Here is a 24,543-nt window from a genome sequence, read left to right as displayed (position 1 = left end):
TACCGCGTGATTTTAATGGAGCCGTGGGGATTTTCCTCAAGGCAATGTGGGATACCACCTTCACTGACTCAGTTGGTGATGTTGTACTGGATGTTCACGATATCTCAAATGTCGGAGAATGTCTCGGTTAAAAGTATCAGTTCTGTCCTGGTATAACTAGGGTTAGCCTTACTCAACGCAAAAATGCTCTATCTCAGGCAAGACATAAAACCAAAGCCAGCAATGCTACATTAAAAAAACGTGTTTTTCCTGTTGAAAAACTGAATATAATGCTCTTACTATGAGCACCTACCAATCCTTAAACAAATCTGCCACACACAACCGCTCAAATAACAGTGACTGGCGGTTGTTTTTACGTCTATTGCCCTATGCCCGCCGCAGCGGACAACTGTTAACAGTGGCACTAGTGCTACTGATACCAATCGCATTAGCCAGCGCAGTACAACCATTGCTAATTGGACAAGTTATTTCTCTGATTCGCAATGAACCAAGCACCTATGATTTTCTCAAGAATCGTCCTTTGTGGGAAGGGTTAAATATCCTACAAGTATTGATACTGTTGGCGATCACCATGCGATTAGTATTAACTGGTGTTCAGGGTTATCTACTGCAAAAGCTAGGGCAAAAAATCACGGCAGCAATTCGCGAAGATTTATTTCATCATGTCACATCTCTGGCGGTGCGTTTTTTTGACCGCACACCCATAGGTAAATTAATTACTCGACTCACCAGCGATGTAGAAGTATTAGGAGATGTCTTTTCCACTGGAGCCATTGGCATTGTCTCCAATATCTTTAGTATGCTGGTGATTATTGGTATTATGTTGTCCATCCAGTGGAAACTAGCTTGCTTGCTGCTGGTGATGCTGCTACCAATTACCTGGTTAATTATTTACTTTCAGCAACAGTACCGTAAAGCCAATTACAAAGGGAGGGAAGAACTTTCTGCTTTAAATTCTCAGCTACAAGAAAATGTAGTTGGTATTAATGTAGTCCAGTTGTTCCGACGGGAAAAATTTAATGCTGAATTGTTTCGCCAGACAAACAAACGCTACACCCAGCAAGTAGATCAAACCATCTTTTATGATTCAGCCGTTTCGGCAACTTTAGAATGGATTGGATTAGTAGCGATCGCTGGAGTACTATTAGTGGGTGGTTGGTTACTTTTAGGAGGATCCCTCACCTTCGGGGTCTTAGCGGCATTTATCTTATATGCCCAGCGGTTGTTTGACCCTTTAAGGGATTTTGCCGAAAAATTCACCGTCATTCAAGCTGGTTTTACTGCCATTGAACGTATTACCGACATTTTGGATGAACCCATAGAAATCCGCGATGGTAACAATCCTCGCTTTTCCATATTTGATTCTAGTTTTGGCTACATAGACGAAATAATCAGTAATCTAGAATCGCAAAAATTCGATTCTGCGCCAGAATTAGGAGAAATTCGGTTTGAAAACGTCTGGTTTGCCTACAAAGACGATGATTATGTCATTAAAAACTTAAATTTCATCATTCATCCTGGTGAAAAAGTAGCCTTAGTAGGCCCCACCGGTGCAGGGAAAAGTTCAATTATTCGACTTTTGTGCCGTCTTTACGAACCCACTAAAGGACGAATTTTATTAGATGGCATAGATATTAGGGAGTTACCACAGGCAGATTTACGGCGCTACATGGCGGTAATTTTGCAAGAAGGCTTTTTGTTTGCTGGTGATGTTAAAAGTAATATTACTTTAGGAGACCATTACACTCTCGAAGAAATTCAACAAGCTGCCAGTAAAACAAATATTGCTGAGTTTATTGAACAATTACCCCAGGGCTATGATACTCAACTCCGACAACGAGGAACAAATATTTCTAGCGGTCAAAAGCAACTTCTAGCCTTTGCTCGTGCAGCAATTCGTAATCCGCAAATTTTGGTGCTGGATGAAGCCACCGCTAGTTTAGATGTGAGTACAGAAACCTTAGTCCAAGAGGCATTAAATCAACTGTTGGTAAAACGCACTGCCATAATTATTGCTCACCGCTTATCTACAATTCGCAATGTCAATCGAATTTTTGTGTTAAAGCGAGGCGAATTAATAGAAGAGGGAACTCATGAGCAACTGTTACACCAAGGAGGACTATATGCCACCTTACATAATTTGCAAATGCTGGGTTCTTAACAGCGTCCTTGTGTGAGAAGTACTTTTTCAACACAAATTAACGCCAAGTTTTATTAAGTCAAATTTTGAATTATTACAGGCTTGGTTTGTAGTGCATGGCAACGAAATTAATTAATTTGATTTCCATAAATTATTTGCGGTAGATGTAACCTCTGAAATAATTTTTGTAAATCAGCTCTTTAATGATGGTAAGTTGCCACTTTATTACAAACAAGCCTAATACTATCTACAGCATATTTGACAAATAAAGAATTTTCTGTAGCATTGCAAGAACCCTTCATTTCTAGAGTCTTGGTTTTGTCTTTGACCAGTTTCCCTTGGTAAATAAATAGAGAACCACAAGGTTCTTCAAAACTTAACTCTGCTAATATTGTGTTGTTGTCTAAACTTTTCTCAAGGATTTTTCCAGCTACTTTGTAATTAAACCAATCCCATCCATGACGCAGCATTAATTCTCTTTCTAACATTTGCACTGGACTGGGTAAAATTCCCCAACCTCTATATACTTTTCCCAGGGTTTGTATATCACCTGTACGGGTCAGAATTGACTGAAAAGATTCTTGATTGAGAGCACCATAATATCTACCATCTGGCAAATCTATCGCTGTGGGTGCAAATCGATGTCCACCAAAATGACTAGATTTCCAAATCCTGACATTCTCCAATTCCAAATCCGCAATAGTCCCACTAGCGTGGAAATAAAAAGGATTACCATATCTGGCACAACACTGGTCATGACTGCCGTGGGTACATACTAAAATATCTCTGGTGATATCTGTCTCTACTTGATAGTCAGGTATTTTACTCCATAAACATTTTTTTACTACCCCAGCCACTTGTTCAATATGTGGTAACTTGAACTCATATTTTTGGTATCCATGACTTAACCCTTCTTTTTTTTGATAAATCAAAAGAGTTGTGTGGTCTACTTTGTGCGAGTAGTTATTAGTAATTAAGAGAAATCTCACAGATAATTCAGTACGATGTACTTCTTGGATTAAAACCTGTAAGTTATTTGGTACCCATTTAGATTTAAAGGTATCGTAATTCCAAGGTTGGGGACATTCTACCAAGATGTATGTATCGTAATTGGTAGCGCTACTGATAATATCTTCTCCTACTTCTCGTGAATTGTCAGAACAAAAAAAAGTATTCATCGAAATTTACTCATTAAGTGAATTTTGTGGACAGGATTATGATTATAGGCTAATGTAATTTTAGCTACAATGCTTCAACCATAATAAATAAACGAGAATAATCTGCATTTATTTTGCAAAAGCAAATAGCCACTTTATAACATCATTTTCCATTCAAGTCTTCCCCATTAATAAAATCTCTAGATTAGAGTTCAGCAACTTCAAAAGAGATGTTACCGTGACCGTAAACTTAGTTTTGTATTGTTTTTTATTTGGTAGACTTATATCCTGCACCAATAAAAATTGATGTAACTTAACTACTCAATAAAAAGGCAGAACCCTTGATTTACTTAGGGAATGCCATAAAAATGACGTAGCTTTATCGCACATATTTTTAATTTACCTGGGTTAGTACCTAGAGGTGCAAAATCTGAGTCAATCCACCAGCATAGCAATACAAGACTCAAATCCAATAAAGCTTGGGCAATGGAGAATGCAGTTTTTTGCCCGAATTATCCATTAACACTGCTGTGTCCCTCCAATAGCTAAGGGTGTTTTGACGGTACTTATTTTTAATATATTATCAAAAAAAAGGCTTATATTGCAAAAAATTCTCAACTGTTAGCTAAAATAACGCCACATTAACCTTACATTAATGAAAAAGCTCTGGAGGACTACCCCAGCAGCACTGTTTTGGTTTTTAAAACCGATTTTGGATTCTTACAAGATGTATTTAAAGATTTTTTAGGCTAGTACCTTGACTTTAACTGAATTCAATCAGAAATGCAAGTAATTTTTATTTTTATAAACTTGGTAAATTTTTGTCGGTTCTGGAACTTCGGCATAATTGTAGTTCAATTCACATTGAATGCTATTCATAGGTTTATTTAAAGTTCAATGCTTTACAGTTAATTGAGGCTAATAGTTGGGTTTTGTGGATATGCCCAAAAAACAATTTTGCTAGCTGAGACACATTTAAAAGCCAGTTAGGAGTCCAGAGCAGAATTTATAAAATTAACAAATTTTGTATCCACTATACTTGACTTGCAGAATACAATAGTTTGCGCCATTCATCACCTATTTGAAAGGATTTGTAATCCTAACATGACAAAGTAAAAAGCAAGTACGGTCAATACTGAAGTATAGCCCCAGAATAGACTTCATAACACCATGACCACTAAAGGTGGCAATAATCCCAGTATTTGCACCGTACTAAGCCAAAATCTAACCATTTCAGAAACTGCTCTGGAATAGTATGTTGATGTTTGAGGCAATCATGGCATTATTATCTACCATTAATTAATTTTGGCAAATTAACGACCTAGCCAAGCCTTGACTAAATCTAAAACACTAGAACCACCCCAAATCACTGCGATGATAATTGAAGTACTCACAATTCCGGCCATTAGACACAAAACTAAACCCCCCAAAGTAATTGCACCATCATCTTCCAACAAACCAAAGCTAGTCACAAAAACTCCCAAAGCAGGAAAAGAATTGGTTCCCGGAATGGGAATCATCATGGAAATTGCCATCAAAGAGATTGCAATACCAATAGTGAGTTTACCTGGTACAGTAGTGCAAATATAGGTCAAACGTGGCCGAGTAATGGCTTCAATCCTTCGCAACCAAGGATTTCCTGCTTTCACAAACTTGTGGACTGTTGTGAGTTTAATGGGATGATTGAGTATTTTTGGAGGTAGCCAAGGAATTTTTGCACCGAGAATCAACTGTACAGCCAGCAAAAAAATCAGAATCCCAAAGGGAACCGAGAAACCAGGCGCAGGAACTGGTAAAGCTGAAGGTAGAGACAGAATCACCAGCAAAAAGCCAAAAACTCTTTCCTTTGCTAGCAGCATAATCTCTGCCAAAGTCACTGTTTCCAGGCGACATTCGTCAAAAAAATAGCGTTGTAACTCGTTGGATAGTTTAGCCATAGATGAGGGAATTTTAGTGCAATGGGGTCAAATAATATACTTAATTTATACACAAAAAAACGGAAAAGATGATTGCTAGCTAATTAACCACGAGCAGCAACTATAATTTTCTCAAAGTTGTTTTTGATGTTTGTAATTAGCAACAGCTACCCTGAGATTACCTTTATGTTCTGCGAGCAAGCGATGGGCTGGGTCTTTTTCTAAACCAGTCCAGTGCATCACCAAAGCTAACTTTACCCATTTTCCACTATGTTCTAGCAAAAAACCAGCAGCTTCGCGACTTAAACCCGTCAAATCTTCCAATATCCGTAAAGCGCGATCGCGTAACTTTTGATTAGTTACTGCCACATCCACCATCCGATTGCCGTAAACTTTGCCCAGCTTGACCATTACCCCAGTAGACAGGATATTTAAAGCTAACTTTGTAGCTGTACCAGCTTTTAAACGCGTTGAACCAGCGATAATTTCTGGGCCAGTTAATAAGCGAATATCAACATCAGCATCAAAACCCATTTGTTCTGTAGGTACACAAGCAATAAAAATAGTTTTAGCACCCCGTTGACGAGCAGCGTTAAGGGCTCCATGAACAAAAGGGGTTGTCCCACCCGCAGTAATACCAACTACCACATCTAATTGAGTAATCTGTCTTTGAACAATGGCCGCTTCACCATCTTCACTACGGTCTTCTAAATCTTCGGAACTGCGTACCAAAGCACCGGCACCACCGGCAATAATTCCTTGAACCAAATCTGGGGAGGTGCAAAAAGTAGGTGGACATTCAGCAGCATCTAACACTCCCAGCCTGCCACTTGTCCCCGCCCCGACATAAAATAAACGTCCTCCCTGGCCCAAACGTTCTGCGGTCAAATCAATGGCTTGAGCTAACTGAAGTTGAGCCACCGCCACCGCAGCCACTGCTTTTTCGTCTTCGCGATTAAACAAATCCACTAACTCAAGGGAACTAAGTTGGTCTAAGTTCAGACTATGCGGATTTACCTGCTCAGTTAAAAGATAGCCGCGTTCCTGGAAATTTGCCATACTCCACATCTTAAATCAATAAGTTTCATCAACTACCTACACTCAATACTATAGAAATCTTTCTTCCCCCTCTCCCCATTACCCCTTCAGTTCACAACAATCCTTCTAATTTACGACGAATTTTTTCTAGTTCAGAATCAGACATTTCTGGTGCCGCCGATGGCACATCCTCAGAACGGTAGCTATACTCATTATCTTCTTGAGTTTTAACTTCCCAGTCAGTTTGCTGCACGTTAATTTCTGGAGGCAAAAGTAAATTGCCGTTAGCAGGAATAATTTCCCATTCATAACCAGCACTTTCACAAAACTCCTTAATTTCCTCAGCATCAAGCATTTCCACTGTTGGGGTAGGAAAATCCTGAGCTTCTAGTAACAAGGCAAAACGAAGAGCATCATCCTCTGACTCAAACATCAAAATTTTATTGCGTACAGATCCTGACTCGGAGGACGAAGCATCCCCCACCCGAATTGAATGAATACCCTCATTCTCCGTATGAGCGTTGAAAATTAATACAAATACACGCATTGGCGTAATCATCTGTCCTTTTGTTATGCGATCTACCTATATTATTAAAATTTTGGCTGTGCATCTAAAGAATGCCAGCTAGAACTTTCAATATTTCAAGAGTAAACAGGAGAAAATCACAGTCAATTGTCTAAATAATTGCATATCCCCAAATCTGAAATAGGTTTGTATCCTGGAATAAGTATGCATATTCCTCAGTTAGTTCTGGTAGTCAGCGAACTATAGCCAGTCATCAACACAACCACATGACTAAATCTCCCCAACAAAATCATCATTCTCATTCCCCCGGCTGTAAGGGTTTCTGGTTACTGGTGTTGAATCGAAGTGGAATTGCCCTAAGCGGACTTGTGTTATTAGGAATGGTCGGCGGTATTTGGCGCTTGTGGAGTTTTGTCAAAACAGAATTAACGCCACTAGCCGCCAGCAGTATTACCAATACACTCAACCGCCCAGTCAACTTGGGAAAAGTTACAGGTTTTTCATTGACAAAAGTACAATTTGGTGAATCAAGCATTCCAGCAACACCCACAGATCCAGATCGGGCAAAAATTGATGCCGTAGAAGTTGGTTTTGACCCATTGCAATTAATTTTTCAGCGTCAACTCAAGCTAGATGTGACCTTGGTTAATCCAGATATTTATGTTGAACAAGATAATCAAGGACGCTGGATTAATACTAAAATAGACCCGCCTGGTCAAGGAAAACTAATTGCCATTGATTTAGACAAACTACGGTTTCGTAATGCCAAGCTGGCATTGCTACCCCAACCCCACCATGAAAAAGTATTATTTCCTTCATCCACCACCCCTGTAACATTTTCACAAATCCACGGCACAGCACAACTGCTACAACAAAACCAACTGATTCAGTTTCAAGTCAAAGGTGAAACCGATAGTGGGGGTAATGTTGCTATTCAAGGACAAGTGATTCCCCAAACATTAGCAGCCAAATTACAACTGCGATCGCAAGACTTATTAGCTGCTCAAATTACCCGTCTGATTAAGTTACCCTTCAATTTACAGAAGGGTAAAGTTAATGGCGACGTGGAAATTCAACTTGCACCAAAACAAGCTCCCCTATTATTTGGCGCTGCTGACCTACAAGGGGTAACACTGCAAATTCCCAAGGTACCCAAAGCTTTTCTCAATACCCAAGGGCAAATTCGCTTCCAAGGGCAAGAAATACAGTTAAATAATCTTGCCACTAATTATGCCAAAATTCCCCTCATAGGTACAGGCATCATTAACACATTAACCGGCTATAAATTAGCGGGGCGTGTAAATTCTGTCAGTGCAGCCAATGTCCAAGCAAGTCTCAATATCAACCTACCAGTACCAGTAACAGGAGAGTTACAAGCTAACTGGCAAATGCTCGGCCCCATGACCAAGCCAGTGCTTTCAGGTTCAGTTGCCAGTATCAAAACTGCCAAAATTGATAAAATTGATTTTAATAACATCAGTGGTAAATTTGAATTTACTCCTCATACTCATCTAATTACCTTCAGAGATATTCAAGGCAAAGCCGCAGTTGGTGGAGAAATCACGGGTGTTGGTGAAATCAACCTAGGCAACACCCCGCAAATAAACTTTAATCTAGCAGCTAAAAAGATTTCCGGCGATGCCATCGCTAAGATTTATCAAAAAAGCCTCCCCCTACAATTGGGGACTGTTTCTGGCACTGCTCAATTGACTGGTACCGCCAATAATGTACAAACCGTGGTGCAATGGCAAGCCCCTGAAGCCACATATCCCGGTGTAGGTGAAACTGTCATCGCCCCAGACCGGAACCTCACCTTTCGTAAAGTGGCATTGAATATCGGCGGTGGTATGGTGCGAGGTTCTGGTAATTTTGCTCAAGGGCGTTGGGGAGCCGTTGCCCAAGCCTCTGGTGTAAAGTTAACAAGTTTTGTAGACCAAAATCAACTGCAAAATATTTCTTTAGTAGGGGCAGAATTCAATGGTAATCTGACCCTAGAGGGTAGGGCAGAACCTTTTCAAATTGCCAGCATTCGCACTGACCATGCGAAGGTGAATATTGGTGGTGGCACAGTAGCACTATCTCGTATCCAGTTGCAAGACAAAAACTTTTCAGTTCAACTCCTGGCCAATGGTGTCAGGCTACAGCAACTATTAAAAGTATCCCCCCCGGCTTTGGCTGGTTCTTTGGCGGGGAAATTTCAAATAGCAGGCAATACAGAAAATTTCCGACTCAACACTTTACGCGCTATGGGGGAGGCGCGGCTTAACTTGCCGGGGGGAACTGTGAGGGCTTCTAATATTCAATTAGCTAACGGTTTATATCAGGCACAATTACAAACTAATAATTTACCTTTACAACAGTTAGTAACAGCACCACCACAATTGCATGGAAGTTTGACTGGTCAATTAAATATCACCGGTTCTGTAGAATCATTTCGTCCAGAAACTATCCAAGCTACTGGTCAAGGAGAGTTGAATGGTTCCGGGGGAAGGATTACAGCCTCTAATATCAAATTGGCTCATGGTCGCTATCAGGCTGTAGTAGATGCTTCAGAGGTGAAATTAAATCGGTTCAATCAGCAGTTACAAGGTGATTTGGCTGGTGATTTGCAAGTAGCTGGCATTTTCGGCTCTGGAAAATTAGCTGATGTGCGAGCTACTGGACAAGTACAATTGTCCAAAGGTATCCCTGGTATTCAGGGCCCGTTAACTGCCGCACTAACTTGGACTGGTGAAAAGCTCGCTATTGAAAAAGCCCTAGCCAAGGGCTTAAGTCTCAGTGGTGACATATTAACTAATTCTAATCAGGCTGGTATACCGGAAATTACTCAGTTAAATCTCAACCTACGAGCAAAAAATTACAATCTGCAACAGTTACCCATCAATCTGCCAAATTATTTAGCTATGGCAGGAAATGTAGACTTTGACGGGAAAATCACTGGTAGTTTGCCTTCGCCCAACTTGAGAGGAAACATTGGCTTACGAGAGTTGGTGGTACAAAATATTGCATTTGAACCTTTGTTAACTGGAAAAATCCAGTCCGCAACAGGCCAAGGTTTAAATTTAGATTTGAGAGGTAATGGCGATTGGATTGCCTTAAATCTGGATGGACAAAATCGCCCCCAATCATTTCTAGTCAAGCGCCAAGAAGCATTAGCTACAGGTGAAACACAAGGAAATGATTTAGCCCTCAAAGTGACTAATTTTCCTTTACAAATCTTAAATTTGACTTTGCCACCGCTTCCAGGTCTAGGTAGCGGTACTGTGGGTGGGCTATTAACTGGGAATTTGCAAGTCAATCAAAAAACATTAGCCACCACAGGAAATTTAGCGATCGCATCTCCAAAAATTGGCCGCATTGCAGGGGATCATTTAGCGGTTGAATTCCGCTACCGTAATGGTAAAGCCACAGTTACCAGCAGCGAATTTCTTAAAGACAACAGTCGTTATGCCTTTAGTGGTAATGTTGGTCAAACTTCACAAGGGCAACAAATCCAAGGTAAATTTAATGTCAATCAGGGCAATATCCAAGATGTGCTCACAATAGCACAGATACTTGAATTACGAAATTTGCAAGGCGGCGCAGCAGAACCCAACTATGGCAGTGCAAAGGATCTCACAACTCAATCTCGCGGATTACCTGAAGAATCTTTATTCACTCAACTCAAACGCTTTTATGAAATTGATGCACTGCAAGCTGCACAAGAACAAAAACGCCGGGAGTCTAATCCCATTCCAGATTTGGCAGACGTACAAGGCACTTTTAACGGCGAAATTGCTGTAGATACAGCTACAGCCCAAGGCTTATCAGTAGAATTTGATTTGAACAGTGAAAACTTTACCTGGGGTAGACCAACAGAAACCAATGGTTTTTATAAGGCTAATAATATAATTGCCAATGGCAAGTTTGCAAATGGAACTTTGCAACTACGACCATTAAGAATTGCCCTAGACAATGGCGGTCTCGCCTTCGTAGGTAATATTGGCGGTGATGACCAATCTGGTCAGTTACAGGTGAACAATTTTCCCGTACAGTTACTCAATAACTTCGTCAACCTACCAGTTGGTATCTCAGGCAGTCTCAATGGTACAGCCGCCATAGCCGGTAGTATTGCCAATCCCCAAAGCACAGGAGAATTGCAAATTACACAAGGAGAATTGAATCAGCAGCCAGTTGAGTCAGCCATAGCCAGTTTCAGTTACGCCAATGGACGCTTAAACTTTGGCAGCACCATCTCATTTGTAGAAACCCAGCCAGTGAATATTACAGGTAGTATCCCCTATCAGTTACCTTTTGCTTCCGTCGCTCCAGACAGTGATCAAATTAATTTAGATATCAAAGTAAAAAATGAGGGATTAGCTATCTTAAATCTGCTCACCAATCAGGTGGCCTTTGAGAACGGTGAAGGAGAAGTAGATATTGAAGTGCGTGGAACAACAAAAGAACCAGTGGTAAATGGCATTGCCACTGTTAATAATGCCACTTTCGCCGCCCAGGTTCTACCAGAAAAAATAGCAGGTGTTACAGGCAAAGTACTCTTTAATTTTGACCGCATTTTAGTAGAAAAACTGGAAGGTCAATTTAGCCGAGGTAATGTAATCGCATCTGGAGAAATTCCTATTTTTAACAACACACAAAGCCATTCTGACAATCCCCTCACTGTTAACGCAGATCAACTAGCTTTAAATCTCAAAGGCTTGTACCAAGGAGGCGCTAGTGGCAATTTACAAATTATCGGTTCAGCCCTAAATCCAGAAATTGGCGGTAAGGTCAATTTATTCGATGGTCAAGTTTTACTCGCAAATGCAGCTAACTCACAACCACCCGCTAATAGTAGTACTGGCTTTTCATTATCAAAAACCAACAAGCAGACTCAACCCAATGGCGAAAATACATTAGCAAACCTGAGTCAAAGTTTAGCTAAATTCAACAATTTAGATATAGAACTGGGTAAAAACGTACAAATTAATAATCCACCTATTCTTAGCTTTCAAGCTACAGGTAACCTCAGAGTTAATGGCTCATTTGTGGAACCAATACCCCAAGGTACTATCACATTAGAGCAAGGTGGGGTGAATTTGTTTACTACCAAGTTTAACCTTGCCCGTGGTTACAAAAATACAGCTACCTTTAGACCAAACCAACCCCGGGACCCGGAATTAGATATTCGGTTGGTGGCCAAGGTACTAGACTTAGTTCAAACTAGTGATTTCACAAGGGGAAATACAGTAGGGTTAGCAGCTTTAGAAAATGTTCAAGTTGAAGCCAATGTCCAAGGTTTTGCCAGTCAACTCAATGAATCATTGGAACTGAGAAGCAGTCCATCCCGCTCAAAAACTGAAATTGTCGCTTTATTGGGGGGTGGCTTTGTGGGTGGACAGGAAGGTGGAGATAGCACTTTGGGTTTGATTAACATTGCAGGTTCAGCCGTATTCAGCAACTTTCAATCAGCTTTTAATGAGATTGGTACGGCAGTAGGGTTAAGCGAACTGCGTATATTTCCCACCATTGTTTCTAATAACCCAGAATCAATCAGGAGCAATTCTACTTTAGAATTAGCTGCTGAAGCAGGAATTGATGTTTCTGCCAAAGTTTCTGTTTCCAGTATCAAAATTTTGACAACCAATGACCCATTTCAGTGGGGTATAAATTACCGCATTAATGAAGAAGTTCGTCTGCGTGGTTCCACAAATTTAGAAAATGATAATCGTGTTTCCATCGAGTATCAACGGCGATTTTGAATGACTTCCACCTACTGGCGTGGGTGAATCCAATCAAAATTATTGACTTACTTTCTGACCCTAGCTTATTCATGCAACACTTTAGTTGACAAAATCAAGAGCGCGAACAGTAAACTTCTAGAACTCAAAACCTACCACACTTGCGGATGATAAAAACTGCTTGGAAAAAAAGTATCAGAAATTTAAAGTAATTGGTGTTAATTTATACTATTTATAATTTTGATAGTGGTTATACTCATTTTTAGGTTCTACCTGGGAATTATGAAGTGGCTTTGCCACTTCATTTTTATGGCTGATCCATAAGAAATTACTGGATTCTTTGGACAAAATGTCCATCAATCATTAGATTTCGGATCCTCCCACTTTTCCCGGACTGCTTTCGTCTCTATATTTTGCAATCGCGCTAACTGCCAAGTTTTCAACATCAGGGGTTTTTGTCTCTCCAGATGGTTAACAAACTGGATAATTGATTTATCTGCCTTGATGGGAGTTTTCAAATCTAACTGAATTGTTTGAAAAATCTTCATGTCATCCCAAATAAAATGTGTACCCACAACTTTAGTTAGCCACAGCAGCACTCGACTATACAACCAACCTAAAATTCCTGGACGTTTCTTAATCATCAGAATTACTTGACCTTCGGATTTTCCCCCTGGCAAAAGGCGCAGGGCAAACATAACGTGAACATGGAAGAACTCAGTCCCAATTGTGACTATGTTAGTGCTACCGTACCAATAGCAAATACTGTGGGTGATATTTTTGCACAAAAAACGAATCAGTTGAAAAAAAAATGAATTTACACTGTTAGGTTTAATATTCTTGAAGACAATAGCATTCTGATTTATTTCTTGTTTTTCAAAATCAATTGCTGATGAGACTTGGTGAACTGTATTAAAATGTTGAGCATCGATAGGATTAATCATCACCACATTAGGGTGACAGTTCAGCAAAAAATAGTCACCCAAACTAGTATCACATTCCTTCTCTTCTAATTCCAAAACAAAAGGTAGGGGTTGTTTGGGTACTTCTCCTGTCCAAACCCAAATCATGCCATACTTTTCAGCAGTAGGCCAAGTTTTTAATTTAATGGAAATGGGTTCATTTAAACATGGAACATTAACACAGAATCCTTGGTCATCAAACTGCCAATGATGGAAAAAACAACGCAGTTCGTTACCCTGAACTTTGCCTTCAGCCAGGTGAGCGCCCATATGCGGACAGTAGGCATCAACGATAACTGCTACTTTATTCTTACCACGATAAATAGCTAATTCTCTGCCTAAAACCGTGACAGACTTTACCTCTTTGATTCCCAGCTTTTGTGATGGTAGCACCCAATACCATCCCTCCACAAAACGTTCAGGATTATTAAAAATTCTGGGTTTACTGGTTAAACTAAAATTTTGTGAATTAGCATTCATTTTCAGAATTTCACTTAAAGTGAAGCGGTTAATCTAGAAGTAACATGATCATCTGCAAAAAACAGTTACTTTAAGTACTAGGAAAAATAGCTGCACCAATAATTATTAATGACCATACATCTTAAAAGAACATGAATGCAAAAAAATTAGCCCGCGTCAGCGAGCTATCACAATTGTCGGACTGTAAAAATTCACTTCAAGTGAAAAATTCTTGTTCTTCCAAGTAACGAATAGCTAATCCATCAACTACCTTAACCACACCTTTGGTATAGCTAGCTGTGTTATGTGCTGCTCTCCACGCTGACCAATTAGGAACAAAGCCTGTGAGGGTGACTCTGCCATTTTCTACTACAACGTTGACATCCTCGGCTTCTACAAATGTATTACGCTCCAAAGCATTTTCAATGCTTCTGGCAATTTCTTCATCTTCCGGTATTTTGGTAGGTACTACTGCTAGTTCATTGATAATATCAATTACCCCAGTAATTCCATAAGCTATGTCTTCAACTTGAAATTTCTTCCAATAAGCGTCTACTATTCCTCGCAAAGTGAGCAAACCACCGACAACGCTAACATCAATTTTGTTCGCATCAATATCGGAGTCCCAAGTCAAAGCATTTGCTACATTTGATGCAATTTCTTCATCTATGGGGACAGCTGTTGTGGAAGGATACTGGACTTGTAAGTGATTAATTACCTCAGTTATTCCTTTTATTTCTCTAGTATCTTCTTCCACTATGGTTTTAGCTCGATAGCTAGGTACTGTTCCCCGCAAAGTAACTTTAGCATCATTAACAGTCACACCAATATTTGCTGAATTCACACGGTCATCCCAGTGAAGTTTATCGATAATTTTTGTTTGGAGTTCTTCGTCTGCCGCTACACTCATAATTATACCCAGTTGCTTTTTTTCTTTCTTCTATGCAGCAACCATATTTTATTTTGCTATTAATCTTATTGGTGTGCCCTCTTTCTTCAGAGATGAATATGACAGTTTGATTCATATACCCCAGAAGGATGCTAGAAGTTTTATCCAGTATTTTTCTTGCCATTTTGGCACATTTATAATTATGAATATTGCTATGGTTCTTATATAAAGAACATCCTAATTAGAGAATTATTCACTCAGCCCCTGGCTTACATACCAGGGGATTTTTCTTGGTCCAGGCAGTTTGCTACTGCTCTCATTAAGAATTAATTCAGGTTCTTTAGTAGCTAATGAGACGCAGCTAATGTTTCTTCTGGTGCTGGGGTATATTTAGCAACAATTTCCCGAAATATTTCACCATCAATTGTTTCTTGGTCTGCCAATAAATCAACTAAATATTCCAAAGCTGCGCGGTTGTTTTGTAATAGTTTTTTAGCTTGTAAATAACAATTGTCGATGATTTCCCGAACTTGGGCATCAATTTTGGCAGCAATTTTTTCCGAGTAATCTGATTTACTCATCCAGTCCCGTCCTAAAAATACTTCGTTATTTTGATTTTCTAAGGACAAAGGACCTAAGTCAGACATCCCGAAACGTGTTACCATTTGCCGCGCCATTGATGTAACCTGTTGCAAATCATTACCTGCACCTGTAGTTACTTCCGGTTTACCAAACACAATTTCTTCGGCGGCGCGACCACCCAGGGTAGCAGTAATTTTCGCTCTGATTTGAGAACGAGAAATTAACCCTTGTTCTTCGTTGGGTGTAAACCAAGTTAATCCTAATGCTTGACCCCGTGGTATTAGTGTAACTTTCTGCAGTGGGTCATGGTCTTGAAGCAATGTGCCTATTAAAGCGTGCCCGACCTCGTGGTAGGCAATCAAGCGCTTGTTTTTGCTGTCTACCAGGGCTGTACCTTCCATACCCGCTACTACTCGATCTATGGCATTATCAATTTCCTGCATGGTGATCGCTTCTTTACGTCTTCTAGCGGTGAGAATCGCCGCTTCATTGAGTAAATTGGCTAAATCTGCACCAGTAAAGCCGGGAGTACGCCGAGCGATGGCATCTAGGGATACACTAGGATCGATTTTCTTATTCCGTGCGTGGACTTGCAAAATTTCCCTTCGTCCTTTCAGGTCTGGTGCATCAACAATCACTTGTCTGTCAAAGCGTCCCGGTCTCAGCAATGCGGAATCTAACACATCCGGGCGGTTGGTGGCTGCAATAATAATAATTCCTGTGTTACCTTCAAAACCATCCATTTCTGTAAGCAGTTGGTTCAGAGTTTGTTCTCTCTCATCGTTACCGCCACCAATACCGGCCCCGCGTTGTCGTCCCACTGCATCAATTTCATCAATGAATATTAAGCATGGAGCATTCTCCTTAGCTTTTTTAAACAAATCGCGAACACGAGATGCACCCACACCCACAAACATCTCCACAAATTCTGAACCGGAAATGCTAAAGAAAGGTACACCAGCTTCCCCGGCGATGGCTTTGGCTAGTAAAGTTTTACCAGTTCCCGGAGGGCCAATTAATAAAACTCCTTTGGGAATACGCGCACCCACAGCAGTAAATCTTTCCGGTTGCTTCAGGAACGTAACCACTTCTGCCAGTTCTTCTTTAGCTTCGTTCACCCCGGCTACATCGTTAAACTTAACACCAGTTTTTGCTTCCATTTGAAACCGAGCTCGAGATTTACCAAAGTTCATGGCTTGGTTAGAAGCATTGCTAGAGCGTCGCAGGAACAACAACATTAAAGCTACTAGTGGTAAAATCCACATCAGGTTAATCAATAAACTCACAGCCACCCGGCTATTAACAGAGGAAACCTGACCAAAATCAACTTCATTTTCTTTAAGTATATTAATTAACTCACGGTTTTCTTTCAAAACCCTCACTTCTATTGGCGGAGCATCTGGGTCTCGTCCCTTGAGATAAACGTTGGCTATCTGTTCGGTTTCGTCTAGCTCTACTTTTTTTATTTCCCCTTGCTTAGATTTATTGAGTAACTCACCATAAGTTAAGGAATTGCGCTCTGGCTTTTGCGCTAAGGCTGGAGTACCCATAAAAATACTTGGAAATATCAGTAAACTCGCTGCTAGGGCAGCTGAACGTTTTTTCACCAATGCCTTTTTCCCAAAATTTCTCATAATAATTACCTTTTGTCTAGTGGCATCAGATCCGGGCTGGTTTTATGCCTATTTTTCTAGCAAAAATTACTCTAACTGGAAATAACTGTCTTCTTATCTAGTCTAACTTCTATATGGAGAACAGGGAGTGGGCAACAGGGAGTGGGCAACAGGGAATGGGTTTTTTCTTATAAAGACGTTCCATGGAACGTCTCTACACTGTTGGCATCAAAAAAATATTTTAATTCAATGAATATTTAATGATGATGATGGTGATGATGACCTACTGCCAAATGGGGGTTAATAGCCATAGCCTCTTGATCCATTAACTCAGCAATATGAGTATTTGCCCATTCAGCCGCCATTGCTAAAAATTCTGGATTGTCGTTAACACACTCCATTTGTAAATAATTCACCCTGGGATGTTTTTTTGCTAAGGCATGAATAATGTGGTGTACATCTAACAAAGTTTCGTGGTTTTCTGTCGCAAAGCCAATGGGCATAAACATTACCACTTTTGCACCCAATTGAATCAAGTTACTAGCAGCTTGCTCGGCATTTGGTAACGTCCATTCAATTAAAGGTGTATCGTGGTTCAGCCAGCCCACGGAAATTAAAGGATAGCGGTGAATTAACTTATCCCGGACTAAATCATATAGTATCTGACTTTCAGTAATTCCAGAAGTAAATCCCTTCGCTTTGTGTGGACATCCGTGATTCATCAACACAATGCCAATTTGGGAAGGTAAGTAAGCAGCACCTAAATCGGCTGTAATCTTTTCCTCAACAAGTTTAGCCAGCAAATCAATGTAAGCTGGTTGGTTATAGAACGACGGAATATAACGCAGTCCTTTCACCCAATGCTCCTCTCCATCAGAGATATGAGCCAAAGCATTATTCACTTGTTCAACAGCAATCCCACTGGTAAAAATAGAATCAACAACCAGTAAGGGATAAATGAGGATTTTGTTGAAGCCTTGGTTTTTAATTTCTGCCAGAACCTGATCAGGTAGGTAAGGAGCACAAAAGTTAAAAGCCTTGAAAACTTGAACACCATCCCCCCACTGACCTTGCAAATTCTTTTCAATACCAGCGCGTTGCTGTTCAAAAATGGCATTGTGCGGAGAAATAAAATCATGGTGGGTGTGTCCCCATTCATGGCGGTCAAATAGCGCCAAAAGTTTTGCCAAAGGTGGATAAATCCAAGTTGGTACTGGTGCAAATTTTGCAGTCAGTAAATTTAAAGCCTGTTCGTTATAGTTAGCAAAATCTTCATAGCTTTCCACCTCACCGTAGCCCATCAGTAGGACTGCTACTCGGTCTTGACCTGATAAATGCTCGTGGGTGTGTTGCTGTTTTTCTGGAGTTGCAACCACAATGAGTTCCTCAATATAAATCTATATAAACCAGAGTAGAGAGTCAATTCAGGTGGGAATCACTTTATTGCTCTGCTGACTCGTGATTTATTATCCCATCCAGGGGGATAGGTTAATTACAGAATTAACAATAATATATCAAAATCACAAAAACGATACTGGGACTCATTACCAGGTACTGAGTATTCAAAAATAAATGTTTTAGATTTTAGTCTTTTCGATTTCAGATCCATATTTGTATCACAGTGAAATTTTCATATATGCTATAGAGCAGGGTTGAGTAATTGAGTAAATTTATCTTGGCACTCTGTTTACTTTTAATTACTGCAAATTAAGTTTGATTAAATACCAAATTTGTGATTAACACCCTGAGAACTGTTAGTACTTAAGATGAATGAGTATAGTCATTTGCCCTGGAATTCATGAGCCATCGCTAACTGAAAACTTCATATCAAAATGCTTATTTTCAGCTTCAGAAAGCTTAGAAGCAGAAAAACATGGCAAAATACTGATTTTCCCGGGTCACGGTTTACTGGCTTTATCATCACTTCATATTTTGCATTTTTTAAGCCATGGCCTCCAAGATGATCCAAAATCCCCCATTATATTGATCAGCTTTAGTGCTGGTGTACTGGGTGCCATGGGAGCAGCTTGTGCCTGGCAACTCTTGGGAGGTAAAATCAAAGCCTTTATTGCCATCGATGGCTGGGGAGTACCTTTGTGGGGAGACTTTCCGATTCATCGCCTAAGTCATGATTATTTTACCCACTGGAGTTCTTCATTATTAGGTGGTGGGCATAGGAACTTTTATGCAGAACCACCAGTTGAACATTTATCCATGTGGCGATGGCCTGAATTAGTCAAAGGTTGGTGTATAGATGAATCTGTGGACAATCCTCAGTCATCTGTTCCCCTGACTGCAATGGAATTTTTGCAGATGGTAATAAAAGACTGTGAAGACAATTAGCCTAGAAGAGACAATAATCTAAAATCTAAAACCTAAAATTTCCGGGTACCTAAATGTTTCCAACTAAACCAGCTGCTGTCAATAACGGGTTTAGCGCACTGCTAAAAAATCGTAGTTTTATGCTCCTGTGGATTGGGCAGCTGTTGTCCCAGTTAGGAGATAAAATATTTTTCGTCTTAATGGTAGCTCTACTGGAGAATTACGAACCACCTGCCGGGTTAGCACAAAACTCCATGTACTCGACATTAATGCTCGCCTTTACATTGCCGGCGATTTTGTTTGGTTCTGCGGGTGGTATCTTTGTAGACCGCTTTTCTAAAAAACTCATTTTAGTCGGGTCTAATGTATTGCAGACATTATTAATGCTGCTCATAGCATTTTTACCGCGAGAATTTTTGATTCTGTTGATTTTAACCTTTGCTATTTCCACTTTGGCACAGTTCTTCGCTCCCGCCGAGCAAGCTGCTATTCCTATTTTAGTACCAAAAGAAAATTTCATGGCAGCCAATGCACTGTATAGCAGCACCATGATGGGAGCTTTAATTGTTGGTTTTGCCATTGGAGAGCCAATATTAAGCTTAGTAAAAACTTGGTTAGGAGGCGACTATGGTCAAGAATTTGTAGTTGGTGGACTATACTTCTTATCCGCATTAGCAGTACAGCCCATTAACTTCAGGGGTGAAAGCAAATTCTTAGGGGATGAGCGCTGTCCTGGAATTAATCCTTGGGCTGACTTCAAAGCAGGCTTGCGCTATCTCACAAAAAATCCTTTGATATTAAATGCCATGCTGCAACTCACGACTTTATATTGTGTCTTTGCTGCATTAATGGTGCTCACCATTAGATTAGCCGCCGAGTTCGGTTTAAAGGAAAAACAATTTGGCTTTTTCTTAGCCGCAGCTGGGGTGGGTATGGTATTTGGTGCAGCAATTTTGGGCGTAGGGTATTGGGGAGATAAATTCCATCACAAACCTTTACCCTTAATTGGATTTTTGATAATGTCCCTAGTTTTAGGCGTATTTAGTTTCATTAATAATATAGCTTTAGGTCTAGGACTAAGTGCCTTTTTGGGTGTAGGTGCAGCTTTAATTGGCGTACCGATGCAAACTTTAATTCAACATCGCACACCACCCACTATGTACGGAAAAGTATTTGGCTTTCAAAATCATGTGGTCAATATTGCTTTATCTGCACCCTTGGCAATTACTGGGCCTTTAACGGATATCCTGGGCTTAAGAATTGTTTTGGTGGGAATGAGTATAGTAGTGGCATGTGTTGGTATTTGGGCATGGAAAAACACCCACCGAGTTCTACAAGACGTAATTTAGCAAAAATTACCTATTTGATTTTGATAGCGATTATTTGTTTAGGTCAATTTTTATATTTTTATAGAGGGCTGAAGTGTAACTTTTCCATTAAAATGAAATATTAATAACAGAATTTACGCGTTAACTTAGCTATCGTCTGAGGTTTGACCGTGACCGCGCCCTTGCCATCCTTAACTAGTCTTCCACAATCCTACGCCCAAAATCACAATGAGTCTAGTGTAGCCAAATCCCCAGCACTAGCGCCCAAGCGTGTAACTGGTGGTTTTGCTCTGCTTGACAGTCTTTTGCGCCATGAAGTTGAATATATTTTTGGTTATCCGGGCGGAGCAATCCTGCCAATTTACGATGATCTCTATAAGGTAGAATCAAGCGGTGCAATTAAGCATATTTTAGTCCGCCACGAACAAGGCGCGTCTCACGCCGCCGACGGCTATGCCCGGGCCACAGGCAAAGTGGGAATATGCTTTGGTACTTCCGGACCTGGGGCAACAAATCTAGTCACAGGCATTGCCACAGCCTACATGGACTCAATTCCAATGATTGTGGTGACAGGGCAAGTACCACGGGCATCTATTGGTACAGACGCGTTTCAAGAAACGGATATTTACGGAATTACTCTACCAATAGTCAAACACTCCTATGTAGTGCGCGACCCCAAAGACATGGCGCGAATTGTGGCTGAAGCTTTCCACATTGCTAGTACAGGTAGACCAGGACCAGTCTTAATTGACGTGCCCAAAGACGTGGCTTTGGAAGAATTTGACTATGTACCTGTGGATCCAGGGAAAGTTAAATTGCGGGGATATCGTCCCACAGTAAAGGGAAATCCCCGGCAAATCAATGCCGCAATTCAGTTAATTCGTGACAGTCGCCGTCCCCTATTATATGTTGGCGGTGGAGCCATCGCTTCTGGGGCCCATTCGGAAATTCTAGCCCTAGCTGAGTTATTCAACATTCCCGTTACCACCACGTTAATGGGTATTGGTGCTTTTGACGAACATCATCCTTTGTCCGTGGGGATGTTAGGTATGCATGGTACTGCTTATGCTAATTTTGCGGTAACAGATTGTGATTTGTTAATATGCGTCGGAGCTAGGTTTGACGATCGCGTAACTGGTAAGTTGGATGAATTTGCTTCCCATGCAAAAGTAATTCACATTGATATAGACCCAGCAGAGGTTGGTAAAAATAGGGTCCCTGATGTACCTATTGTCGGTGATGTCCGCAATGTTTTAAGGGATTTATTGCGACGCTGTGAAGAAGCGGGTACCAAAAACATACCACACAAAAATCAAGAATGGTTAAATTTAATTAACCGTTGGCGGCAAAATTACCCTCTAGTGGTTCCTCATTATCCTGACAGCATTTCGCCCCAAGAGGTGATTGTAGAAATTGGTCGTCAAGCTCCTAATGCTTTTTACACCACCGATGTAGGTCAACATCAAATGTGGGCGGCGCAATTCCTTAAAAATAAACCCAGGCGTTGGATTTCTAGCGCTGGCTTGGGAACCATGGGTTTTGGTGTTCCGGCGGCCATGGGTGCAAAGGTAGCATTTCCTGATGAGGAGGTTATCTGTATCAGTGGTGATGCAAGTTTCCAAATGTGTTTACAAGAGTTAGGAACTCTGGCACAATATGGTATTAATGTCAAGACTGTAATTTTAAATAATGGCTGGCAAGGAATGGTACGCCAGTGGCAACAAGCTTTTTATGGTGAGCGCTATTCATGCTCTAACATGGAAGTGGGAATGCCAGATATTGTTTTTCTAACAAAGGCTTATGGCATTAAGGGTATGGTAATCCGCCATGGTGATGAATTAAAGGATGCCATCGCTGAAATGTTAGCACATAAAGGTCCAGTGGTGGTTGATGTTCAAGTTACTAAGGATGAAAACTGTTACCCAATGGTAGCTCCAGGTAAAAGCAATGCTCAAATGATAGGTTTAGCCACACAGCCACAACAAGCTAAAGCAAAATCAATTACTTGTAGCCATTGTGGAACAACAAACTCCTCTACTCACAATTTTTGTTCAGAATGCGGAACCAAATTGTAGCAAAATATTCAGTATGTAAAACTAGGTAAATGTAGACCCAGAGGAACAAATCCCTGGGTTTTTTGTCACGTGGGTAAAGTAAAAACTAAAATTCCCGGTTCGGAAAAAAGTGTTACAAATCACATTCATGGGTAAAAATATTATTATTCCCTTGGTTTTATTGCTTTTCCAAGAATTTGCTATCAGCCAACCAATAGCTAAAGCACAAACAACAATTACAACAAAGATTTGTCCTAGGGAAATTCAATTGGCTGTGGACAATATCACTGACAGTCCTGAATTTAGTCGAGTGCGTTGGGGAATTTTAGTCAAAAATTTAGTTTCTCAACAAACCCTTTATCAACAAGATGCTGAAAAGTATTTTCATCCAGCTTCCAATACTAAAATACTGACAACAGCTGCGGCTTTGCAAGAATTAGGATCCAATTTCCGCATCCGCACTTCCATCTATCAAGATGGTGATGGTGTTTTGCGTGTAGTAGGGAGGGGAGACCCTAGTATTAAGTTTCCTCAATTGCAGGAATTAGCCCAGCAGTTACGCCAGCAAGGTATAAGTCAAATCAAGGAATTAATTGCTGATGATAGTTATTTCCAAGGGGAATTTATTCCTCCCAGTTGGGAATGGGAAGATTTACAAGCTAGTTATGGTGCGCCTGTTAATAGTTTAATTTTTAATGAAAATGCTTCTATTTTTAAAGTATCTCCCCAAGCTGTGGGAAAACCATTACAAGTTAAATGGAATGAGCTATTTGATGCATATCAATGGCGAGTGGAAAATAATTCTGTAACTACACAAGAAAATCAATCAGATTTCCTTAGGATTAATCGTAGTTTAGGTGGACCGATTTTGCGAGTTGAAGGAGGAATGGCTGTTAATTCCCGTCCTAATATTTTTGCTGTGGCTGTGGTTGACCCTACAACAAATTTTTTGGGTCATTTCCGCCAAGCTTTGCTGATAGCAGGAATTTCTGTGGAAGAAATGTCTCAGGGTGGCGGTGAGGGTAATCAACGAGAGTTGGCTGCGGTGGAATCTTTGCCATTATCTGAGTTATTAAAGGAAACAAATAGCAATAGTAATAATTTATATGCTGAAGCGTTGTTAAGGATTTTAGCTAATAAGAAAACAATAAAAAATACTCAAAGTACCGCCGCTGTGGGTTTGGAAGTTCTCAAAAATGCTTTGACTAGGTTGGGGGTGGAACCTGAGAGTTATATATTGGTGGATGGTTCTGGGTTGTCTCGGAAAAATTTAATTAGTCCTCAAGCTTTGGTACAAACTTTAGCAGAGATTGGGCGATCGCCACTAGGAGAAGTTTTTCGCAATTCTCTACCTATTGCAGGGGTGAACGGGACGTTAAAATATCGATTGGGTAATACACCAGCGGCGGGAATTGTCCGAGCTAAGACGGGTACAATGACTGGTGTAGTGTCTTTATCGGGATATATCAATCCTCCTAGTTATGAACCATTGGCTTTTAGTATAATTGTCAATCATTCAGGAGAACCGCCTAAGGTTGTGCGGGAGTCGGTGGATAAAATTGTAATTTTATTAAGCCAGTTGCGGCGTTGTTAGTTGCGGGAGATATTTTTTTGACTGAGGTTTTTTTCACTGGGGTAAAGGTGTTAGGTTGCAAAGAAATTTGTTATTGAAAAAAGCATGATTACATTTATACAGATTCACAAGTGTTGAATGTTAAGAAAGAGGTGATAAAAATAGCCCAAAATATGGTAAATTCTGGGCGAAGTATTAAAATAGAATAATTGATAATGATTATAAATTCATTTCCCAAGATTGTCAAAGACATCCTCAGACCGT

Annotated in this window: 14 protein-coding genes; 6 read left to right on the top strand and 8 right to left on the bottom strand. The window is 40.4% G+C overall.

The annotated features are described in order from the left end of the window. Positions 1–280 precede the first annotated feature (280 nt). Positions 281–2,161 (top strand): ABC transporter ATP-binding protein, encoded by a 1,881-nt coding sequence (locus NWP25_RS03165; protein WP_280698867.1) that lies wholly within the window; start codon positions 281–283, stop codon positions 2,159–2,161. A gap of 179 nt (positions 2,162–2,340) precedes the next feature. Here the strand turns inward: NWP25_RS03165 and NWP25_RS03160 are convergent, their stop codons facing one another. The 4 genes from NWP25_RS03160 to NWP25_RS03145 form a co-directional block, all read right to left on the bottom strand. Beyond that, entirely contained in the window at positions 2,341–3,318 is a 978-nt protein-coding gene (locus NWP25_RS03160; RefSeq protein WP_280649788.1) for a sucrase ferredoxin, read from the bottom strand. 1,292 nt (positions 3,319–4,610) lie between these two features. Next, on the bottom strand, positions 4,611–5,234 hold the full coding sequence (locus tag NWP25_RS03155) for an exopolysaccharide biosynthesis protein (protein WP_280649787.1): 624 nt from the start codon (positions 5,232–5,234) through the stop codon (positions 4,611–4,613). Between the two features lie 111 nt (positions 5,235–5,345). Beyond that, positions 5,346–6,272, bottom strand: coding sequence for an N-acetylmuramic acid 6-phosphate etherase (gene murQ / locus NWP25_RS03150; protein WP_280698865.1), 927 nt, complete (start codon positions 6,270–6,272; stop codon positions 5,346–5,348). A 91-nt stretch (positions 6,273–6,363) separates the two neighbouring features. Then, the gene (locus NWP25_RS03145) at positions 6,364–6,810 is read right to left on the bottom strand and encodes a DUF3110 domain-containing protein (protein ID WP_280649785.1); all 447 of its coding nucleotides are present in this window, start codon (positions 6,808–6,810) and stop codon (positions 6,364–6,366) included. A gap of 233 nt (positions 6,811–7,043) precedes the next feature. On the opposite strand from NWP25_RS03145, the gene NWP25_RS03140 reads away from it, so the two are divergent. Then, on the top strand, positions 7,044–12,518 hold the full coding sequence (locus NWP25_RS03140) for a translocation/assembly module TamB domain-containing protein (protein ID WP_280698864.1): 5,475 nt from the start codon (positions 7,044–7,046) through the stop codon (positions 12,516–12,518). 335 nt (positions 12,519–12,853) lie between these two features. On the opposite strand, the gene NWP25_RS03135 is transcribed toward NWP25_RS03140, so the two are convergent. The 4 genes from NWP25_RS03135 to NWP25_RS03120 form a co-directional block, all read right to left on the bottom strand. Next, positions 12,854–13,939, bottom strand: coding sequence for an aromatic ring-hydroxylating dioxygenase subunit alpha (locus NWP25_RS03135; protein ID WP_280649783.1), 1,086 nt, complete (start codon positions 13,937–13,939; stop codon positions 12,854–12,856). A 196-nt stretch (positions 13,940–14,135) separates the two neighbouring features. Further along, positions 14,136–14,828, bottom strand: a complete 693-nt coding sequence (locus NWP25_RS03130; protein ID WP_280649782.1) for a BON domain-containing protein — start codon at positions 14,826–14,828, stop codon at positions 14,136–14,138. A gap of 326 nt (positions 14,829–15,154) precedes the next feature. Further along, positions 15,155–17,023: an ATP-dependent zinc metalloprotease FtsH gene (gene ftsH, locus NWP25_RS03125; RefSeq protein ID WP_280657469.1), complete on the bottom strand. Its 1,869-nt coding sequence runs from the start codon at positions 17,021–17,023 to the stop codon at positions 15,155–15,157. Between the two features lie 236 nt (positions 17,024–17,259). Then, positions 17,260–18,378, bottom strand: coding sequence for a ferrochelatase (locus tag NWP25_RS03120; RefSeq protein WP_280686477.1), 1,119 nt, complete (start codon positions 18,376–18,378; stop codon positions 17,260–17,262). Between the two features lie 394 nt (positions 18,379–18,772). Between NWP25_RS03120 and NWP25_RS03115 the strand changes: the two genes are divergently transcribed. From NWP25_RS03115 to dacB, 4 genes are all read left to right on the top strand, one after another. Then, positions 18,773–19,345, top strand: a complete 573-nt coding sequence (locus NWP25_RS03115) for a hypothetical protein (protein ID WP_280649779.1) — start codon at positions 18,773–18,775, stop codon at positions 19,343–19,345. 53 nt (positions 19,346–19,398) lie between these two features. Further along, positions 19,399–20,673, top strand: coding sequence for an MFS transporter (locus NWP25_RS03110; protein ID WP_280698862.1), 1,275 nt, complete (start codon positions 19,399–19,401; stop codon positions 20,671–20,673). Positions 20,674–20,822: 149 nt separating this feature from the next. Continuing rightward, positions 20,823–22,727 (top strand): biosynthetic-type acetolactate synthase large subunit, encoded by a 1,905-nt coding sequence (gene ilvB, locus NWP25_RS03105; protein ID WP_280649777.1) that lies wholly within the window; start codon positions 20,823–20,825, stop codon positions 22,725–22,727. Between the two features lie 127 nt (positions 22,728–22,854). Beyond that, a complete protein-coding gene (dacB, locus tag NWP25_RS03100) occupies positions 22,855–24,300 on the top strand; it encodes a D-alanyl-D-alanine carboxypeptidase/D-alanyl-D-alanine endopeptidase (protein ID WP_280649776.1) in 1,446 nt (481 codons plus the stop codon). Positions 24,301–24,543 lie beyond the last annotated feature (243 nt).

It is taken from the genome of Umezakia ovalisporum Ak1311 (assembly GCF_029891685.1).
GTDB classification, from domain to species: Bacteria; Cyanobacteriota; Cyanobacteriia; order Cyanobacteriales; family Nostocaceae; genus Umezakia; species Umezakia ovalisporum.
This window is presented reverse-complemented; position numbering and strand designations above follow the sequence as displayed.